At 72.6% G+C, this 15,520-nt stretch carries 16 protein-coding genes; 7 read left to right on the top strand and 9 right to left on the bottom strand.

The features are described from left to right. Positions 1–68: 68 nt before the first annotated feature. The gene (locus ACWC1K_RS06205; RefSeq protein ID WP_450829074.1) at positions 69–992 is read right to left on the bottom strand and encodes an LLM class F420-dependent oxidoreductase; all 924 of its coding nucleotides are present in this window, start codon (positions 990–992) and stop codon (positions 69–71) included. A 239-nt stretch (positions 993–1,231) separates the two neighbouring features. Here ACWC1K_RS06205 and ACWC1K_RS06200 point away from each other — a divergent pair, with 239 nt between their 5' ends. Beyond that, the gene (locus tag ACWC1K_RS06200) at positions 1,232–1,396 is read left to right on the top strand and encodes a hypothetical protein (RefSeq protein ID WP_181922541.1); all 165 of its coding nucleotides are present in this window, start codon (positions 1,232–1,234) and stop codon (positions 1,394–1,396) included. A gap of 10 nt (positions 1,397–1,406) precedes the next feature. On the opposite strand, the gene ACWC1K_RS06195 is transcribed toward ACWC1K_RS06200, so the two are convergent. The 4 genes from ACWC1K_RS06195 to ACWC1K_RS06180 form a co-directional block, all read right to left on the bottom strand. Beyond that, positions 1,407–1,877: a DUF6099 family protein gene (locus ACWC1K_RS06195; protein ID WP_351467876.1), complete on the bottom strand. Its 471-nt coding sequence runs from the start codon at positions 1,875–1,877 to the stop codon at positions 1,407–1,409. A gap of 197 nt (positions 1,878–2,074) precedes the next feature. After that, positions 2,075–2,401 carry a nucleotide pyrophosphohydrolase gene (locus ACWC1K_RS06190; protein WP_344401805.1) on the bottom strand — a complete coding sequence of 109 codons (327 nt, stop codon included), beginning with the start codon at positions 2,399–2,401 and terminating at the stop codon, positions 2,075–2,077. Continuing rightward, complete coding sequence (locus ACWC1K_RS06185; RefSeq protein ID WP_450829073.1) at positions 2,398–3,810, bottom strand: ATP-binding protein; 1,413 nt, start codon at positions 3,808–3,810, stop codon at positions 2,398–2,400. Before ACWC1K_RS06185 ends, ACWC1K_RS06190 begins: the two co-directional genes overlap by 4 nt. A 76-nt stretch (positions 3,811–3,886) precedes the next feature. Next, positions 3,887–4,276, bottom strand: a complete 390-nt coding sequence (locus tag ACWC1K_RS06180) for a cell division protein SepF (RefSeq protein ID WP_450829072.1) — start codon at positions 4,274–4,276, stop codon at positions 3,887–3,889. A gap of 234 nt (positions 4,277–4,510) precedes the next feature. Between ACWC1K_RS06180 and ACWC1K_RS06175 the strand changes: the two genes are divergently transcribed. Beyond that, a complete protein-coding gene (locus tag ACWC1K_RS06175; protein ID WP_450829071.1) occupies positions 4,511–6,274 on the top strand; it encodes a hypothetical protein in 1,764 nt (587 codons plus the stop codon). 6 nt (positions 6,275–6,280) lie between these two features. Here ACWC1K_RS06175 and ACWC1K_RS06170 read toward each other — a convergent pair whose 3' ends face one another. After that, complete coding sequence (locus tag ACWC1K_RS06170; protein WP_450829070.1) at positions 6,281–6,796, bottom strand: YceI family protein; 516 nt, start codon at positions 6,794–6,796, stop codon at positions 6,281–6,283. Between the two features lie 170 nt (positions 6,797–6,966). On the opposite strand from ACWC1K_RS06170, the gene ACWC1K_RS06165 reads away from it, so the two are divergent. Both ACWC1K_RS06165 and ACWC1K_RS06160 read left to right on the top strand, forming a co-directional pair. Beyond that, positions 6,967–7,524, top strand: coding sequence for a MarR family winged helix-turn-helix transcriptional regulator (locus tag ACWC1K_RS06165; protein ID WP_450829069.1), 558 nt, complete (start codon positions 6,967–6,969; stop codon positions 7,522–7,524). A 65-nt stretch (positions 7,525–7,589) separates the two neighbouring features. Continuing rightward, positions 7,590–10,709, top strand: coding sequence for an FAD-binding and (Fe-S)-binding domain-containing protein (locus ACWC1K_RS06160; protein ID WP_450829068.1), 3,120 nt, complete (start codon positions 7,590–7,592; stop codon positions 10,707–10,709). Between the two features lie 9 nt (positions 10,710–10,718). On the opposite strand, the gene ACWC1K_RS06155 is transcribed toward ACWC1K_RS06160, so the two are convergent. Both ACWC1K_RS06155 and ACWC1K_RS06150 read right to left on the bottom strand, forming a co-directional pair. Beyond that, the gene (locus ACWC1K_RS06155) at positions 10,719–11,456 is read right to left on the bottom strand and encodes a YcnI family copper-binding membrane protein (RefSeq protein WP_450829067.1); all 738 of its coding nucleotides are present in this window, start codon (positions 11,454–11,456) and stop codon (positions 10,719–10,721) included. A gap of 39 nt (positions 11,457–11,495) precedes the next feature. Beyond that, entirely contained in the window at positions 11,496–12,104 is a 609-nt protein-coding gene (locus ACWC1K_RS06150) for a hypothetical protein (protein WP_450829066.1), read from the bottom strand. A 108-nt stretch (positions 12,105–12,212) separates the two neighbouring features. Here ACWC1K_RS06150 and ACWC1K_RS06145 point away from each other — a divergent pair, with 108 nt between their 5' ends. The 3 genes from ACWC1K_RS06145 (at position 12,213) to ACWC1K_RS06135 (ending at position 13,913) form a co-directional block, all read left to right on the top strand. After that, positions 12,213–12,671 carry a DUF5990 family protein gene (locus ACWC1K_RS06145; RefSeq protein WP_450829065.1) on the top strand — a complete coding sequence of 153 codons (459 nt, stop codon included), beginning with the start codon at positions 12,213–12,215 and terminating at the stop codon, positions 12,669–12,671. A gap of 120 nt (positions 12,672–12,791) precedes the next feature. Further along, positions 12,792–13,187: a DUF6153 family protein gene (locus ACWC1K_RS06140; protein WP_450829064.1), complete on the top strand. Its 396-nt coding sequence runs from the start codon at positions 12,792–12,794 to the stop codon at positions 13,185–13,187. A 93-nt stretch (positions 13,188–13,280) separates the two neighbouring features. After that, the gene (locus ACWC1K_RS06135; protein WP_450829063.1) at positions 13,281–13,913 is read left to right on the top strand and encodes a DUF305 domain-containing protein; all 633 of its coding nucleotides are present in this window, start codon (positions 13,281–13,283) and stop codon (positions 13,911–13,913) included. A gap of 142 nt (positions 13,914–14,055) precedes the next feature. Here ACWC1K_RS06135 and ACWC1K_RS06130 read toward each other — a convergent pair whose 3' ends face one another. Then, positions 14,056–15,354 (bottom strand): XdhC family protein, encoded by a 1,299-nt coding sequence (locus tag ACWC1K_RS06130; RefSeq protein WP_450829062.1) that lies wholly within the window; start codon positions 15,352–15,354, stop codon positions 14,056–14,058. Between the last annotated feature and the right edge of the window lie 166 nt (positions 15,355–15,520).

Genomic DNA, 15,520 nt, shown 5'->3' with positions numbered 1-15,520 from the left:
TAAGCAATCAAGACGCGTCCGGAAAGGGAACCGCCCCGACCCTGAGGCCGGGGCGGAGGGCCGGGCGGCTACGACAGCTGTGCCTGTACCCGGGACGAGATCAGCTCCAGGTGGTCCAGGTCGGCGAGGTCGAGGACCTGGAGGTAGAAGCGGCTTGAGCCGGTCTCCGCATAGCGGCCGATCTTGTCGGCGACCTCGGCCGGGGTGCCCGCCAGGCCGTTGGCCTTCAGCTCGTCGACCTCGCGGCCGATCGCCGCGGCCCGGCGGGCCACCTCCTGGTCGTCCTTGCCCACGCAGACGACCAGGGCGTTGGAGTAGACGAGGTCCTCGGGCCGCCGGCCGGCCTCCTCGGCGGCGGCACGGACCCGCGCGAACTGGCGCTCGCTGTCCTCGATCGAGGCGAAGGGCATGTTGAACTCGTCGGCGTACCGTGCGGCCAGCCGCGGGGTACGGGTCGCGCCGTGACCGCCGACCAGGACGGGGATCTTCTCCTGGGCCGGCTTGGGCAGCGCTGGCGAGTCGGTGAGGTCGTAGTACGTGCCGTGGAAGTCGAAGGTGTCGCCGACCTTGGTCTGCCACAGGCCCGTGACGATCTCGAGCTGCTCCTCCAGCCGGCCGATCTTCTCCTTCGGGAACGGGATGCCGTACGCCTTGTGCTCCTCCTCGAACCAGCCTGCGCCGAGGCCGAGTTCCACGCGGCCGCCGGACATCTGGTCGACCTGCGCGACCTGGATGGCGAGCACGCCGGGGAGGCGGAAGGTGCCGGCGGTCATGAGGGTGCCCAGGCGGATGCGCTTGGTCTCGCGGGCCAGTCCGGCGAGGGTGATCCAGGCGTCGGTGGGGCCGGGCAGGCCGTCCACGGAGCCCATGCGGAGAAAGTGGTCGGAGCGGAAGAAGGCGTCGAACCCGAGGTCCTCGGTGGCCTTGGCCACCGCGAGCAGCGTGTCGTAGGAGGCCCCCTGCTGGGGCTCGGTGAAGATGCGAAGATCCATACCTCCATCCTGCACGCCACGGTGCCGGTCAACCCCACCGGTCCCTCCGGGCACTCCCGTCCACGGTCGGGTGAAAATCCGGGGTCGCCCGGCTGGGGGCAACCCTGGGCCAGTGACCGGTTCTGGTGGTGGTCGTTGGCTCGTGCGGAGCCGGACCGCCCGGCGCCCGCGCCGGCGGCCGTCGCCGGGATGTCACCCGATCGGCCTCCTGGCGGGGGCCTGGGGCCGAGGAGGCCGTCATGTCCGAAGAGTCCGTGCCGCAGCAGGGCGGCGGCACCGGCCGGCCGAAGGGCCTGCTGCAGCAGATGGAGGAGCTGATGGCGGCGCTGAACGCGGACCTGTCGGCCCTGGACGCGGATCTGCAGTCCGCGGGACGGGGCGCGGAGGAGAGCGAGGCGGGCTGAGGCCCCGTCCCTAGCCGGCCTCCCTCTCGGGTAACACCTCCTCCCGGTCCGCGAGTCTGCGCAGCATCTCCCGGACCCGGTCCCTGGACTCGTCCGCCGCGTCGATGGCCTCCATGCACTGCCAGTAGGTGCTCTCGTCGTCCGCGGCGCAGGCGAGTCCCACCAGGGCGATGCCCACCTCGCCCAGGAGGCCGCCGAGGCAGAGAAGGGCCTGGCGGGCGTCGCCGAGGTCGGTGAGCTGGGCCGCGCGCAGGTCCTCGGTGGCGAGGTGCGGGTTGTCGAGGACTCCGCAGCCGCGGCCCGCCAGCTCCGTCAACCCCAGTGCCTCGCCGCGCAGTTCGGGCGGGCCGGAGACCGCGAGGCGGCTGCCTATCGCCTGCGCCAGTGCCTGCGCCTGCCACACCTCGGTCATGGTCTCCGGAGCGCCGCCGCTCCCTGCAAGGGCACGTCTGCTCGTCACGATGAGCCGCACAGCGTCCATGCCGCTGCCCCCGTCTGTCTGGACGCGCTGCCCGCACGTCCACCCGAACTCCGCTGTCCACTACCCAGAGTGAGGGCGTGCGGGACGAAAAGCCAGAGGAAGACCGAAATCTGTGGACAACAAATCGATTTCGGACCGGTTGTTGACTCCGGAGAGTGAAAGTGGACTGAACCACTCCCGACGGCCGCCCTGTTCGGCTACGGCGCCGGGAACCTCCGTTCGTTGCGGTCGATCTTCGCGTCCAGCGCCGCGAGCGGGTCGATGTCCAGTACGTCGCACAGCTGCAGCAAGTAGGCGAGGACGTCCGCGACTTCGTCCGTGACGCGGTGCGCGGTGTCCGGGTCGTCCATGACGCGGGCGGACTCCTCCGGTGTCAACCACTGGAAGATCTCGACCAGTTCGGAGGCCTCCACGCTGAGTGCGGCGACGAGGTTCTTGGGGGTGTGGTACTGCCGCCAGTCGCGGGCGGCGGCGAAGTCGGCCAGTCTGCGCTGCAGTTTCGCCACGTCGAGATGATCTGTCACGGCTCCAGGTGTACCACCGTGACGGGCTCCGGCCCGGCCACTCCGGCGGCCCAGGAGGCGTCACTGACCGCGGCCACGACGCGGATGTGGCCGCGGCCGGCCGTCCGCAGGGCCAGCCGCAGCAGTTCCCTTCGCTGCCGTGGGTCCAGTGAGCGGTCGAAGCCGTCGGCGAGGACGGTGAGCGTCTGCATGGCCGCGGGCACCTCGCCTGCGGTGTCCACCTCCAGGACGCCCGGCCCGGTCAGCAGGACCAGCGCGAGGGCGAGGTATCTGAGCTCGCCGTCACCCAGGCGCCGCAGAGCCGTCCGGAAACCGTCGCCGCGGTCGAGGAGTGCCTGCACGGTCCCGTCGCCCAGCGGCTCGGCGAGCACGTCGGTCACCGGCCCCGCGCATCCGGCGCGCACCGCGTCGACGAGCTGCGCGTGCCGTCGCGCGCACTCGGCGCGGGTGCGCCACAGCACGTCGGCGAGGTTGTCGCAGCCGCCGAGGAGCAGACCGGAGCCGAGCGGGGCCGGGGCCCGCATCCGGCCGGGGCGCGGATCGCAGGCGAAGACGGACCGCAGGGCGACGACCATCTGTTCGGCGGCGGCGAGCACCCGGCGCTGCCCGTCGGTCTTTCCGGCCACGCGCAGCGGCAGCAGTGCGGTGCCGAGCCGGTCGTCGGGCAGTGGTGCCCGCGTCACCGGTGCCGAACCCGCGGTGTGCCAGGCGGCCTGCACGGTACGGCGGGAGGGGTCGCGCAGGGCTGTCTCCAGGAGCACAAGACCGCCCGCGGTCAACCGCTCGCCCACGATGCGCAGTTCGGGTTCGGCCTGCACGGCGACGTCGAGCCTGACCGGCCCCTCGGGCCCGTCGGCCGTACAGCCGATACGGAACCCGCGCCGCCGCTGCGCGTCGGGCCGCGCCCGCTGCGGGACACAGTCGGCCGCGTCCGGAAACACCTCCCCGACCTCGGCACCACCGCCGAGCCGGGCCAGCGCCCGGTAGGCCCGCAGCGCGCTCGTCTTCCCGCAGCCGCTGCCCCCGGCGAAGAGGGTGACCGGCCCGAGCTCGAACCCGGCCCGCCGGTGCCCGGCGAAGGCGGACAGCCGCAGTTCGGTGACACAGGGGCGGTCCGGACGGGCGAGGTCCGCGACGGTGCGGACCGGGGACTGTAAAACCTTGGCCTCCGGCGCGCGGGTCTGCGGCCCGGCCGTCCTCCTGCGGGCAGCCGGCACCGACGGCGTCGGGACGCCTGGCCCGGAGGCCGCCGGGGTGGACGGGTCACATGCGTCCCGCGCGGACGGGGCAGGGTCGCTTGTTCCGGAGGATGTGCCGGTGTCGGGCTCGGGCGGCAGGCACGCCTGCGTGCCGGACGCCCCGCTCACGGTTCGGTCGGAGGGCCCGCACGGTACAGATGACACGGTCATGATCCGGACCGTAGGGCTCCGCCCGGAAGACGAACCGTTACGGCGTCGGGAGCTTCCTACGATCGGGGGACCACGGTCAGGAGCCGGCCACTCCGGCGCTCTCCACCAGGTCCGTGACCTCGGTGTCCGCGGGGGCCAGCAGGAAGACGTTGCGGTCGACGCGGTGCATGCCGCTCGCGAGACCGAAGACGACTCCGGTGCTGAAGTCGAGGACACGCTTGGCGACATCGGCCTCGGCACCGCTCAGGTCGAGCAGGACGGGGACCCCGGCCATCAGGGTCTCGGCGACCTCGCGCGCATCGGCGAAGACATTGACTCTGAGGACCACGAAGCGGCGGCGGGTCTCGGTCAGCGCTTCCGGGTGGGCGCGGTGGTCCACCGCCGACGGCCAGGCGTCGTGTCCCCGCAGCGGCACGACCTGGGCGAGCCCCTCCCACTGTTCATCGGTGACGTCGTGGCTGTTCACCGGCTCCCCCCGAACTGACTCGCACTCATTGCCTGCACCAGCCAATTCTTACGCCAAGTCACCCGTTCGGCCCAACAGCGACACGGTCCGCGACCGTCACAACCGTTTCGCGGCGACGAGAACCGGTCAGGTATGGACCGGTTCCTGCCCGAACGGGGCTTCTTACCCGTCTCACACCGGACTCTTCACCTCCGGCCACGTACTGCTCACCGGGCGCGACTACCGTCCCCAGACGTGCACTTGGCAGAAACCCAGCTGGTGACACCCGGCCGGCGGACGCAGTCGGCGGTGTCCGCCACACCGGAACCCCCCGCGCAGTGGCACCGCGTACTGACGCTGCTCGCGAACGTCAGCCTGTTCATCGGCACGCGCGCGGTGTGGACGCAGGCGGCCAGTCACCGGCCGGCCGTGGCCGCCGCCATCTCGGTGTGTTACGCCTCGATCCTGGTCTGCGGGGTGCTGACGCTCGTGGTGCGCCGGGCCCGGTCGCTCGCGCGGCTCGACGCGGTCGTACTGGTGACCGCCGTGGTCCTCGCCCTGTGCGCATGGGCCATGAACCACGGCGGCTCGGACGAGGCGGTGCTGACCACCCAGGCCGCCAAGGAGCTGGTCGCAGGCCACCACGTCTACGGGCACCCGTGGCCCTGGCTCTTCCGGAAGGGCATCGCCCTCACCACGACCTTCGACGGCGGCTACGACTACACCTACGGCTATCCCCCGCTCGCCCCGCTGCTCACCGCGCCCCTGCTGTGGATCGGCCACGGCGGCGCCCCGGCGACGGCGGTCAGCACGGGCGCGCTGATCGTCGGCACGGTGGTGCTGTGGCGGATGCTGCCGGTGCAGTGGCGGTCGGCGGCGACCATGGCGTGTCTGGGCTTCGGGTTTCTGCCGACCTACGCCCGTGAGGGCTATCCGGCGATCACCGCGCTGGCCCTGCTGATCCCGGTGGTGGTGCGCTGGCCGCGGATCGGACAGGGCGGACGGCTCGGGGCGGCCGGTGTGGCGCGGGCGGCTTGTCTGGGTGCCGCGTGTGCCGCACAGCAACTGCCCTGGTTCCTTACGCCGTTCCTGCTGGCCGGCATCTACGCGGTGCGCCGCGGTGAGCTGGGCGGACGGGCCGCGACGCTGGTGGTGGCGCGGATCGCCGGGGTCGCCGCGACCGTGTGGCTGCTGATCAACACGTACTTCATCGTGAGCGAGCCGGGCACCTGGGGCGGCGGTATCGCGCTGCCCCTGACCCAGGGGGCGACACTGCACGGGCAGGGCCTCGTGGGTGTGTCGCTGTACTTCACGAACGGCAGCGACCGGGTGGACTGGTACGGGCACGCGAGCATGCTGCTGGCGGCGGCCCTGCTCGGGCTGATGATCCTGTTCCTGCGCCGGCTGGGGCCGGCCGCGACCGTGCTGCCCTGGTGCGCCTTCTATCTGGCGACCCGGTCCCAGGACGGCTACTACCTGATGATGACGCCGCTGTGGCTGGCGGCCGCCGTCACCGCACCGCCGTCCGAGTTCGCGCGGGCCTGGCAGCCGCGCCCGCGTCCGCTGACGGGCCCCCACCGGCGCCCGGCGCTGGTCGCGACGGCCGCACTGCTGGTGGCCCCGGCGCTGGTGAGCGCCGTCATGGCGGTTACCGGGAAGCCGCCGCTCAGGATGGAGATCGCCTCCGTGCGCCGGACGGCGGCGGACGCGAACGTCCTCACCCGGCTGAGCCTGCGGGTCACCAACAAGGACGACAGCGCCCTGGAACCGCACTTCATGCTCACCGTCGGCCAGGGTCTGCGGCAGTACTGGACGGTCCTCAAGGGACCGGCCACCCTGCCCGCGCACGCCACGGCCGACTATGTGATCCGGCCGCCGGACCACGGGAAGTTCACCCTGCCGGGACCGAAGGCCCGGCTCCGGCTGCGGGTCTTCACACCCACACCGCAGACGCTGTCCAGCATGGACCTCCACCTGCGGGTGGGCGGTACCGGCGGGCGGGCCGGCCGGGCCGGCTGACGAGCGTCAGGCCGCCGTACGCACGAAGCGGAGGGTGGCGGCGACCGTGGTCAGACCGCGGATCATGCCCAGCTGGTTCCAGCCCAGGCCGAACTCGCCGCGGTCCACGGTGAACTCGGTGTCCAGCGTGAGCGCGTCGGCGTCCGCACCGGCCAGGCGCGCGGTGAGGGTCTGCGGGCGGCTGATGCCGCGCACGGTCAGCTGACCGGAGACCTCGACGGTGTCACCGGCGCCGGGCTTCGCGCTGCGGACGGCGAAGGTGATCTCGGGGTGGTTCTCGGTGTCGAAGAAGTCGGCGGAGCGCAGGTGCTCGTCCCGCTTCTTGTTCTTGGTGTCGAGGGTGGCGGCGTCCAGGGTCAGGGTGCCGGTGGCGGAGCCGTCGGGCTGCACCTCGCCCTGTCCGCCGACGGCGCCGAAGGTGCCCTTGACGGTGACGAGGCCCCACATCGTCTTGTGGCGCAGGGCGACGGTGGAAGCGGCGGCGTCGAGCTGCCAGACACCGGTTTCGACGGCGACGGTCATGATCTTCTCCAGTGAGCAGTGAGCGGGGATCCGGTGGATCTGGGGTTCTGGGGATCTGGGGATCTGGGGGAAAGCAAGTGATTCAAATTTGGATGACTACGACCGTAGACCATTATCCAAATCTGAACAACCCCCCGGTCCAAAATTGAACAACAGGTAGACTCGACACCATGGCCGACCCCGAGGAGCACCCCACCGACCTGCCCGAATGCCCGTCCGCACAGGGTGGCGGACTGCTGCCCAAGGAGCTGCGGGCCTGGATGGTGATGCTGGGGGCCGTGGGGGCGGTGGAGCAGGAACTGCGGTCGGTGGTGAAGGAGCGCCTCGACGTCTCGCACGACGAGTTCCTGATCCTGTGCCTGCTCGCCGAGCAGCCCAGGGCTGGTCTGCGCATGACGCGGATCGCGGAACTCCTCGGCCGCCCCAAGACCCGGCTCACGTACCAGATCGCCTGTCTCCAGCACGCCGGGCTGGTCACCCGCAAGTCGGTCTGCGGGGACAAGAGGGGCATCGAGGTGGCCCTCACCGACAAGGCCCGCCGCCTCCTGGAGGAGGCCTCCGGCACCCTCGCCTCGACGGTCACCCGGGCCCTGACCCACGTCATGGGCCCGGACCAGCACGAGGCGATGTGCGGCCTGCTGCCCGAACTGGCCAAAGACGCCGCACGCGCCCAGGAGGCCGCAGTCGCCCAGGAGGCCGCGCTCGCCCAGGAGTCCGAGGAGGCGTAGCGCGGGGTGACCCGCCCGCTCCTGGGTACTCGGCGGTCCCGCGCCGGCGATCGCAGGAGGGCTCCATGGGCGCACTCGACCTGCCCGAACCCGTCGTCCGCAGCGGAGCCGCGCCGCCGGTCGACGCGGCGGGGCTGGAGGCCGCGTTGCGCGAGAGGGTCGACGGCGAAGTCCGCTTCGACGCCGGGAGCCGGGCCGCGTACTCCACCGACGCCTCGAACTTCCGGCAGACCCCGATCGGCGTCGTCGTGCCCCGCACCCCGGAGGCGGCCGCGGAGGCGGTGGCCGTCGCGCGCGCGTACGATGCGCCCGTCCTGTCGCGCGGAGGCGGGACCAGCCTCGCCGGGCAGTGCACCAACGCGGGCGTGGTGATCGACTGGTCGAAGTACTGCCACCGGCTCGAGTCCGTGGACCCCGACGCCCGCACCTGCATCGTCCAGCCGGGCATCGTCCTCGACGAACTCAACCGGCAGCTCGCCCCGACCGGCCTGCGCTACGGCCCCGAACCCGCCACCCACATGAACTGCACCATCGGCGGCATGATCGGCAACAACTCCTGCGGCGCCACCGCGCAGGCCACCGGCAAGGTCGTCGACAACATCGCCCGGCTGGAGGTGCTGCTCTACGACGGCACCCGCTTCTGGTGCGGCGAGACGAGCGACGAGGAGTACGCCGAGATCGAGCGGCAGGGTGATCTGCGGGCCGCCCTCTACCGGCAGTTGCGCGCCCTGCGGGACCGGTACGGCGACGAGGTCCGCCGCCGCTACCCGGACATCCCGCGCCGGGTCTCCGGCTACAACCTGGACTCGCTGCTGCCCGAGCACGGCTTCGACGTCGCGGGGCTGCTCGTCGGCAGCGAGTCGACGCTGGTCACCGTCCTGCGGGCGGAACTGGAGCTGGTGCCCGTGGTCAAGGAACGGACGCTGGTCGTCCTCGGGTTCCCGGAGATCTCCGTGGCCGCCGACGCCGTACCGGCGATCCTGCCGTACGAGCCGATGGCGCTGGAGGGGGTCGACGCGCCGCTCATCAAGGACGAGCGGATCAAGCGACTCAATCCGAAGGCCCTCGCCCAGATGCCCGAGGGCAACGCCTTCTTGATGGTGCAGTTCGGCGGGGACACGGTCGAGGAGGCGGACGAGCGGGCGCACCGGATGCTCGACGGGCTGCACGAGTCCGAGCACGAAGCCGAGGTCGCCTTCCTCGACGACCCCTCGCACGAGGAGGAGCTGTGGCAGGTGCGCGAGGCCGGCCTGGGCGCCACCGCGCACATCCCGGGCAGGCCCGACACCTTCGAGGGCTGGGAGGACTCGGCGGTGGCACCCGAGCGGCTCGGCGACTATCTGCGCCGACTGCGCCGCCTCTACGACGAGTTCGGGTATCTCAGCGACACCGGGCCCAGCCTCTACGGCCACTTCGGGCAGGGCTGTGTGCACACCCGGATCCCCTTCGACCTGTACTCGGCCGACGGGGTGGCGGCCTACCGGCGGTTCATGGAACGGGCGGCCGATCTGGTCGCCGAGTTCGGCGGGTCCTTCTCCGGGGAGCACGGGGACGGGCAGAGCCGCGGTGAGCTGCTGCCGCGGATGTTCGGCGAGGAACTGGTCGAGGCCTTCGGGCGGCTGAAGGCGGTCTTCGACCCGCTCGACCGGATGAACCCCGGCAAGGTCGTGGCACCGTACCGGCTGGACGAGAACCTGCGCCTGGGCGGCGACTGGGCCCCGTACGCCCCTCGTGACCTGCACTTCCGCTTCCCGGACGACGGGGGCTCCTTCGCCGAGGCTGCCAACCGGTGCGTCGGCGTGGGCAAGTGCCGGCAGCTGACCAACAAGGGCGGCTCGGTGATGTGCCCCTCCTACCAGGTGACCCGGGAGGAGGAGCACTCCACGCGGGGGCGGGCGCGGCTGCTGTTCGAGATGCTCGACGGGCACGGGGACAGCGCGATCCGCGACGGCTGGCGCTCGGAGGCGGTGCGGGACGCACTCGACCTCTGTCTGGCCTGCAAGGGATGCAAGAAGGACTGCCCTGCCGATGTGGACATGGCGACCTACAAGGCGGAGTTCCTGTCCCACCACTACGCGGGCCGGCCCTGGCGCAGGCCCCGCTCCGACCTGTCCATGGGCTGGCTGCCGGCCGTCGCGCAGGCCGTCGGCCGGGCCGGGCTCGGGCCGCTCGTCAACGCGCTCACCCACACCCCGCCGCTGTCCCGGGCGGCCGTGGCGGCGGCAGGCGTCGAGAACCGGGAGATACCGCTGTTCGCGGGGCAGACCCTTCAGCAGTGGTTCGCGGGCCGTGGTGAGACGTACGGCGACGGGTCGCGCGGGAGCGTCCTGCTGTGGCCGGACACGTTCACCAACTTCTTCCACCCGCATGTCGGGCGGGCGGCCGTGGAGGTGCTGGAGCACGCGGGCTGGCGGGTCGAGCTGCCCCGGGAACCGCTGTGCTGCGGGCTGACGTGGATCTCCACCGGTCAACTCGCCGTCGCCGAGCGGGTGTTGAGCCGCACGGTGCGCCGTCTCGCCGGGCATGTCCGGGCGGGCGGGCTGGTGGTGGGCCTGGAGCCGAGCTGCACCACCGTGTTCCGTTCGGACATGGGCGAGCTCTTCCCCGGCGACCGTGACGCGCGCAGGCTCCGCGACCGGACGGTGACGCTGGCCGAGCTGCTCACCGAGCACTCCCCCGGCTACCAGCCCCCGCAGGTGCCGGACCGTTCGGCGCGGGCGCTGGCGCAGGTGCACTGCCACCAGCACGCCGTGCTCGGCTGGGACGCCGACCGCGAACTGCTCGGCCGGGCCGGCGTGGACGCCGAGCAGCTGGAGTCCGGCTGCTGCGGGCTGGCCGGCAACTTCGGCTTCGAACGCGGCCACCTGGACGTCAGCGAGGCCTGCGCGGAACGCGTCCTGCTGCCCCGGCTGCGTGAGACCGACCCGGCGACGGTCCTGTTGGCCGACGGCTTCAGCTGCCGCACCCAGGTCCACGAGTTCGACAGCGGCGGCCACGAGGCGGTGCACCTCGCGGAACTGCTGGCCTCGGCGCTGCCCGACGCCGCGCACGGCAGCGCCTACGGCGTCGGCGCGGGTGTCCGGCCGGCCCCGCCGGGCCGCCGCGCCCAGTCCCTCGCCCTGGCCGGGGTCGGGCTGGGCGCGGCGGCCGCCGCGGCAGCGGTGACCCGCGTGCTGCGGCGGTGAGGACCGCGGTCAGGAGGCCTTGGCGGAGGAGCGGCCCCGGACGAGCGCGAACGCCGCTGCCGCCAGGCCCAGTACGCCCACGACCAGCCCGGCGACACCGAGTCCGCGGGCGGTGGAGTCGCTGCCGGCCGCGCTCGACGTGGAACCGGCGGTGCTCTTGGGCGCCGCCGACGGGGCCGAGGCGCTGCCCTCCTCCGCGCCCTTGGCGGTCAGCTTGAGGACGGGTGCCGGGCTCTCCGGCTCGTCCGCACCGGGCTGCGCCACGTCGATCCAGCGGACGGTCTTCCCGTCCGAGTACGTCTGCAGGGTCTTGAAGGTCAACTGGTCGGTGTCGTCGGGCAGTTGACCGAAGGCGACGGTGAAGTCCTGGTACTGGCCGGCCCCGATCCTGCCGCCCGTCCAGGTGATCTCGGAGACGGCGTCGGTGATGGTGCCGTCGTCCGTCTTGACGGGCGTCTTCAGCCTGGTGTTGGTGACCTTCGCCGTCCAGCCGTTCTGCGGCGGCGAGACGAGCACGCCGAGGACGGGGTGGTCGGTGGGCAGGAACACCTGCACTTTGGTGGTGCTCGCGGTGTCCTCCTCGTTGGGCACGCGGAAGGTGAGAACGCCGTCCGTGGCGCCCTTCGCATAGCTCTCGGGGTGGACGGTGACGTGCGCGGAGGCGATTCCCGCGGCGGCCAGGAGCCCCGCGGCGGTCAGCGCGGTGACGGTGCCGGCGCGGCGCAGGGCGGTGCGTGCAGTGGACATGGGTGAGCTGATCTCCGTACTGAGGAAGGGATGTCGAGGTCAGATCGCGTACGACATCCCCGGCGGCGGACCGCGCCGCTGCACCGCGTGCCGCAGCAGCAGCCGTCGCAGCGGCCGCGGGCCGTCGGCACCCAGGCGTACGGCGTCCGGCGCGGCCGGCAGGGTCCCCGCCCCGCCGCGCACCCGCCACCAGGCAGCGAGGCCAGGTACGAGCGTGGCGGCCCGCCGCAGCAGCGACCACAGCGCGGCCTCACCGCGCCACAGCCACCAGGTCAGCACCACCGCGGCGCCGACGTGGGCGGCGGTGGCGTGCGGGGTCAGGGCGTGCGAGTGGCCCATGTGCATGGCGCCCATGTCCTGCATGCCGTACATGCCGCGCATGAGCATCATGGGGTGCGGGCGTACGGCGTCGAAGGCGAGGTGCAGTCCGCCCTGGGCCGTGAGCGTCCCCACGCCGATCGCGGCCAGCGAGCGCTCCCGGGCACCCAGCAGACAGCCGGCCCCGAAGACCGGTACGAACCCCGAGGCCTGCACCCACACGGGCGGTGCCGTCCCGGTCGCCAGCGCGTGTCCTCCGGCGGCGAGCAGCACGCACAGTGCGGCGAACACCGCCGCGCGCAGCGCGCGTACCGAAGGAGACGCCGTCATGGCGCCCGATCCTGCCATGCGCCTGGGTGGCTCGGCCCGGCGGATCCCCGAGCGCACAGGTGCAGACTGAAGGCCCATGAAGCAGTGCCGGGCAAAGGCGGTGACGGGGTGACGGCCGGACTGCGCATCCGTATCGACGGCGTCGACCTGCCGGGTCGTGCGTGCGGGCCCGACGGTGAGATGCCGTCGTACCAGGACATCCATGTGGCCGTGCAGCGCCGTGACCGGCCGGGGGAGCTTCTCGATCCGCAGCCCGGCGACGCCGTGTCCGTGAGCTGGACGCTGGAGTGCACGGTCACAGGTACGGACGTCAAGGGGCCGTATGTTCAAGGGCGTCCGGGCGGGCGCTTCGTCTATCTGTCCTGGGGGACGGTCGACGACTCCGGTGCCTTCGGCATGTTCCGGCGCGCCAAGCTGATGCTCGGCGCCGTGCCGGCCGAGGTGCTGGGCGCCGCCGTGCGCGAAGGGCTGCTGGTGGGGCGGCTGCGGCTGACCGACGCCCGCGGAAACCCGCTGTGCGCACGGGTGGTGCCGCCGCAGATCGCCTGGAGCGCGGAACAGGGGTGAGGGCCCGGGGCCCACGGCGGTCTGCGTACCATGGGCGCCGTGACAGCCCTTGCACAGCATCGCGATGCGCCGGCAAGCGCTCCGCGGGCTGTGCGGAGCGCTGCGCCGGCGGAGCCGCACATGGATACCGCCCCGCGCCCCTTCAGGGCGCTGCCGAGCCATGGGGGCCTTCGCTCGGTCTTCTTGATGCTCGGGCTGCTCGCCGGGCTGCTCGCCATGCACGGCCTGGCGCCCGGCGGTGGTGTCATGGAGCACTCCGCCGCACGGCACATGACGGCGGCGGTCGCGCTGCACGGCGACTGTGCGGGCGACGACTGCGGTGGCGGCCATGCCCAGCACGCCGACCAGACCTGTGCGTCCGGTGCCCTGAGCGGCGGGCCCACGCTGCCCGCGCTCGTCGCCGACCCGGTGGCCGTGCCCGCGCCGTCCGACACCCCTTGCCCCTACGCGGGCACGGCCCCGGACGGTGCACGCGCGCCGCCCTCGCTGGCGGAACTACAGCTCCTGCGGATCTAGACACCACGTGGCACCGCGCCCACGCACGACGGGCGACGCGGTGCGCCTCGGCACGTCCGGATCCCTTTCCCGCAGCAACGCAGGAGTTCCAGTATGCGCAACACCCGTACCTCCATGGCCCGTCGCACCGCCCTGATGGCCGCGACCGTCACCGCCGGGCTCGTCCTCGCCGCCTGCGGCGGCAGCAGCGACAGCGGGAGCAGCGGCCACGACAGCTCCGGCTCGTCCTCGTCCTCGCCTTCGTCGAGCACCGCCGCTCACAACGCGCAGGACGTGTCCTTCGCGCAGGGCATGATCCCGCACCACCAGCAGGCCCTGGAGATGGCGAAGCTGGCCGCCGGCCGGGCCTCGTCCGCCAAGGTGAAGGATCTCGCCGCGCGCATCGAGAAGGCGCAGGACCCGGAGATCCGCACCATGAGCGGCTGGCTGAAGTCCTGGGGCCAGAGCGTGCCCTCGGCGATGCCCGGCATGGACCACTCGGCCCACTCCGGCATGGCCGGAATGATGGACAGCAAGGACATGGACCAGCTGGAGAAGGCTTCCGGCACGGAGTTCGACACCATGTTCCTGACCATGATGATCGAACACCACAAGGGCGCCGTGCAGATGGCCGGCACGGAGAAGTCAAAGGGCGCCTACGCCCCCGCCACCACCATGGCTGACGCCATCATCACCGGTCAGACCGCCGAGATCACAGAGATGAACAAGCTCCTCGGCAAGAGCTGACACCCCTTGGGGGGAGGGACCGCTGCCGGTCCCTCCCCCGCCCTGGAGGGGCGCGGGGCTGTATCCATATGCGGCTCCGCCGCGGGGCGCGACCAGCCACGACGGCGCAGCAGACAAAGACGCACCGCGCCCCCCACGGAGCTCACCGCACAAGCGCCGCCAGCACCTCCGCGCAGATGGCCATGGCGGTCTCCGCCGGCGTGCGCGCCCCGATGTCCAGCCCGATCGGCCCATGGATCCGCCCGAGCTGCTCCTCGTCCAGGCCCGCCTCCATCAGCCCGGCGGCGCGCCGCTCCTGCGTAGGGCGGGAGCCCAGCGCACCGACGTACGGGATGCCGGAGGTCAGCGCGGTGTGCAGAGTGGGCACGTCCACGTCGGGCTCATGGCTCAGCATGATCAGACAGGCGGCGGCCGGATGCGCGACGAGTAGCTTGCCCGCGTCCCCGGCGGCAGACGTCACCGTGGCCTGCCAGCCGAGCAACCCGGCCTGGGCGAAGAGGAGTTCGGCGAGTTCGCCGCCGCCGACGATGACGAGATGCGGTACGGCGGGGCAGGTCTCGACGAGGCAGAGTCCGGCCTCGGTCGCGTGCACCTCGCGCCCGGCGCGGTGGCGGGCGAGCAGGTCGCGGGCGCTGGCGGCGGCCTGGGGCGGCACGTCCGGGCCGTCGGCCCTGTCGTCCGGGGTCACGACGGCGCTGACGGCATGCGTACGCCGTTCGTCCAGCCAGGTGACCAGCGCCGCGTCGGCGCCCGCACCGAGCAGCTCCCACCAGCGGCCCGGCACGGCGGCCAGCGGCTGGAGAAGGATCTCGGCCCGGCCCCCGCAGGTCAGTCCGGCCTGCTTCACACCCTCGTCGTGCACGGCCACCTCGACCACCCGGGCGGTGTGTCCGGGCGGCAGCGAGGTCGCCTCGGCGACCAGCTGCCGGTCGAAGGCGCCCCGGTAGAGCCGGCCGTGGCAGTGCCCGTCCTCGTCGACGAGGATCGCGTCGGCCGGATGCCGTGGCCCGAAGCCCCGCTCGCTGAGCGGCCGCGCGAGGACCGCCGCACGGCCCCGCGCCGCCCACTGTGCTGCCGTACCGGCCAGTTCACGCATGGATCCAGCGTAGTCCGCAGGCCAGTACACGTCCCTGACGCAGCGCCTCTCGCTCGCGAGCTGTTTGACGTACGCCGCCGCGCCCGCCTCGTCCAGGCCGCCGGGCACGACGGCGATGTCGCGCAGGGCCTGGTCGACGTCCTTGGCCATGCTGCCGACCCCGATGGCCGCCGGCAGCACCGGGACCAGGGTGGTCGCGGCGAGCAGGCCGTGGGCGGCGACGACCGGCACGGGCAGGTGCCGTTCGGCGGGTGTCGTCGCCTCGGTGGTGGCGGGGGCCGCGCGGTACACGGGGATCCGGCGGGCGGGCAGGGTGAAGCCCAGCGGGGCGACGGCGACGGGCACGCCGAAGGACGTCCGGGCCGGCGCAGGCCGCCACGGGAGATCCAGCGGACCAGGAGGACGAATCCGCCGAGGGCGGTGACGATCCAGGCGACGGGAGCGGCGATGTCCATGTCCGGCACCGGTGGCTCGGACCCAGTGGTTCTGGTCAGGGCGTCGTACGGGTGCT

The sequence above is a fragment of the Streptomyces sp. NPDC001492 genome, assembly GCF_053597275.1.
The sequence above is the reverse complement of the archived record's forward strand: the minus strand, read 5'-3'. Positions and strand labels throughout refer to the sequence as shown.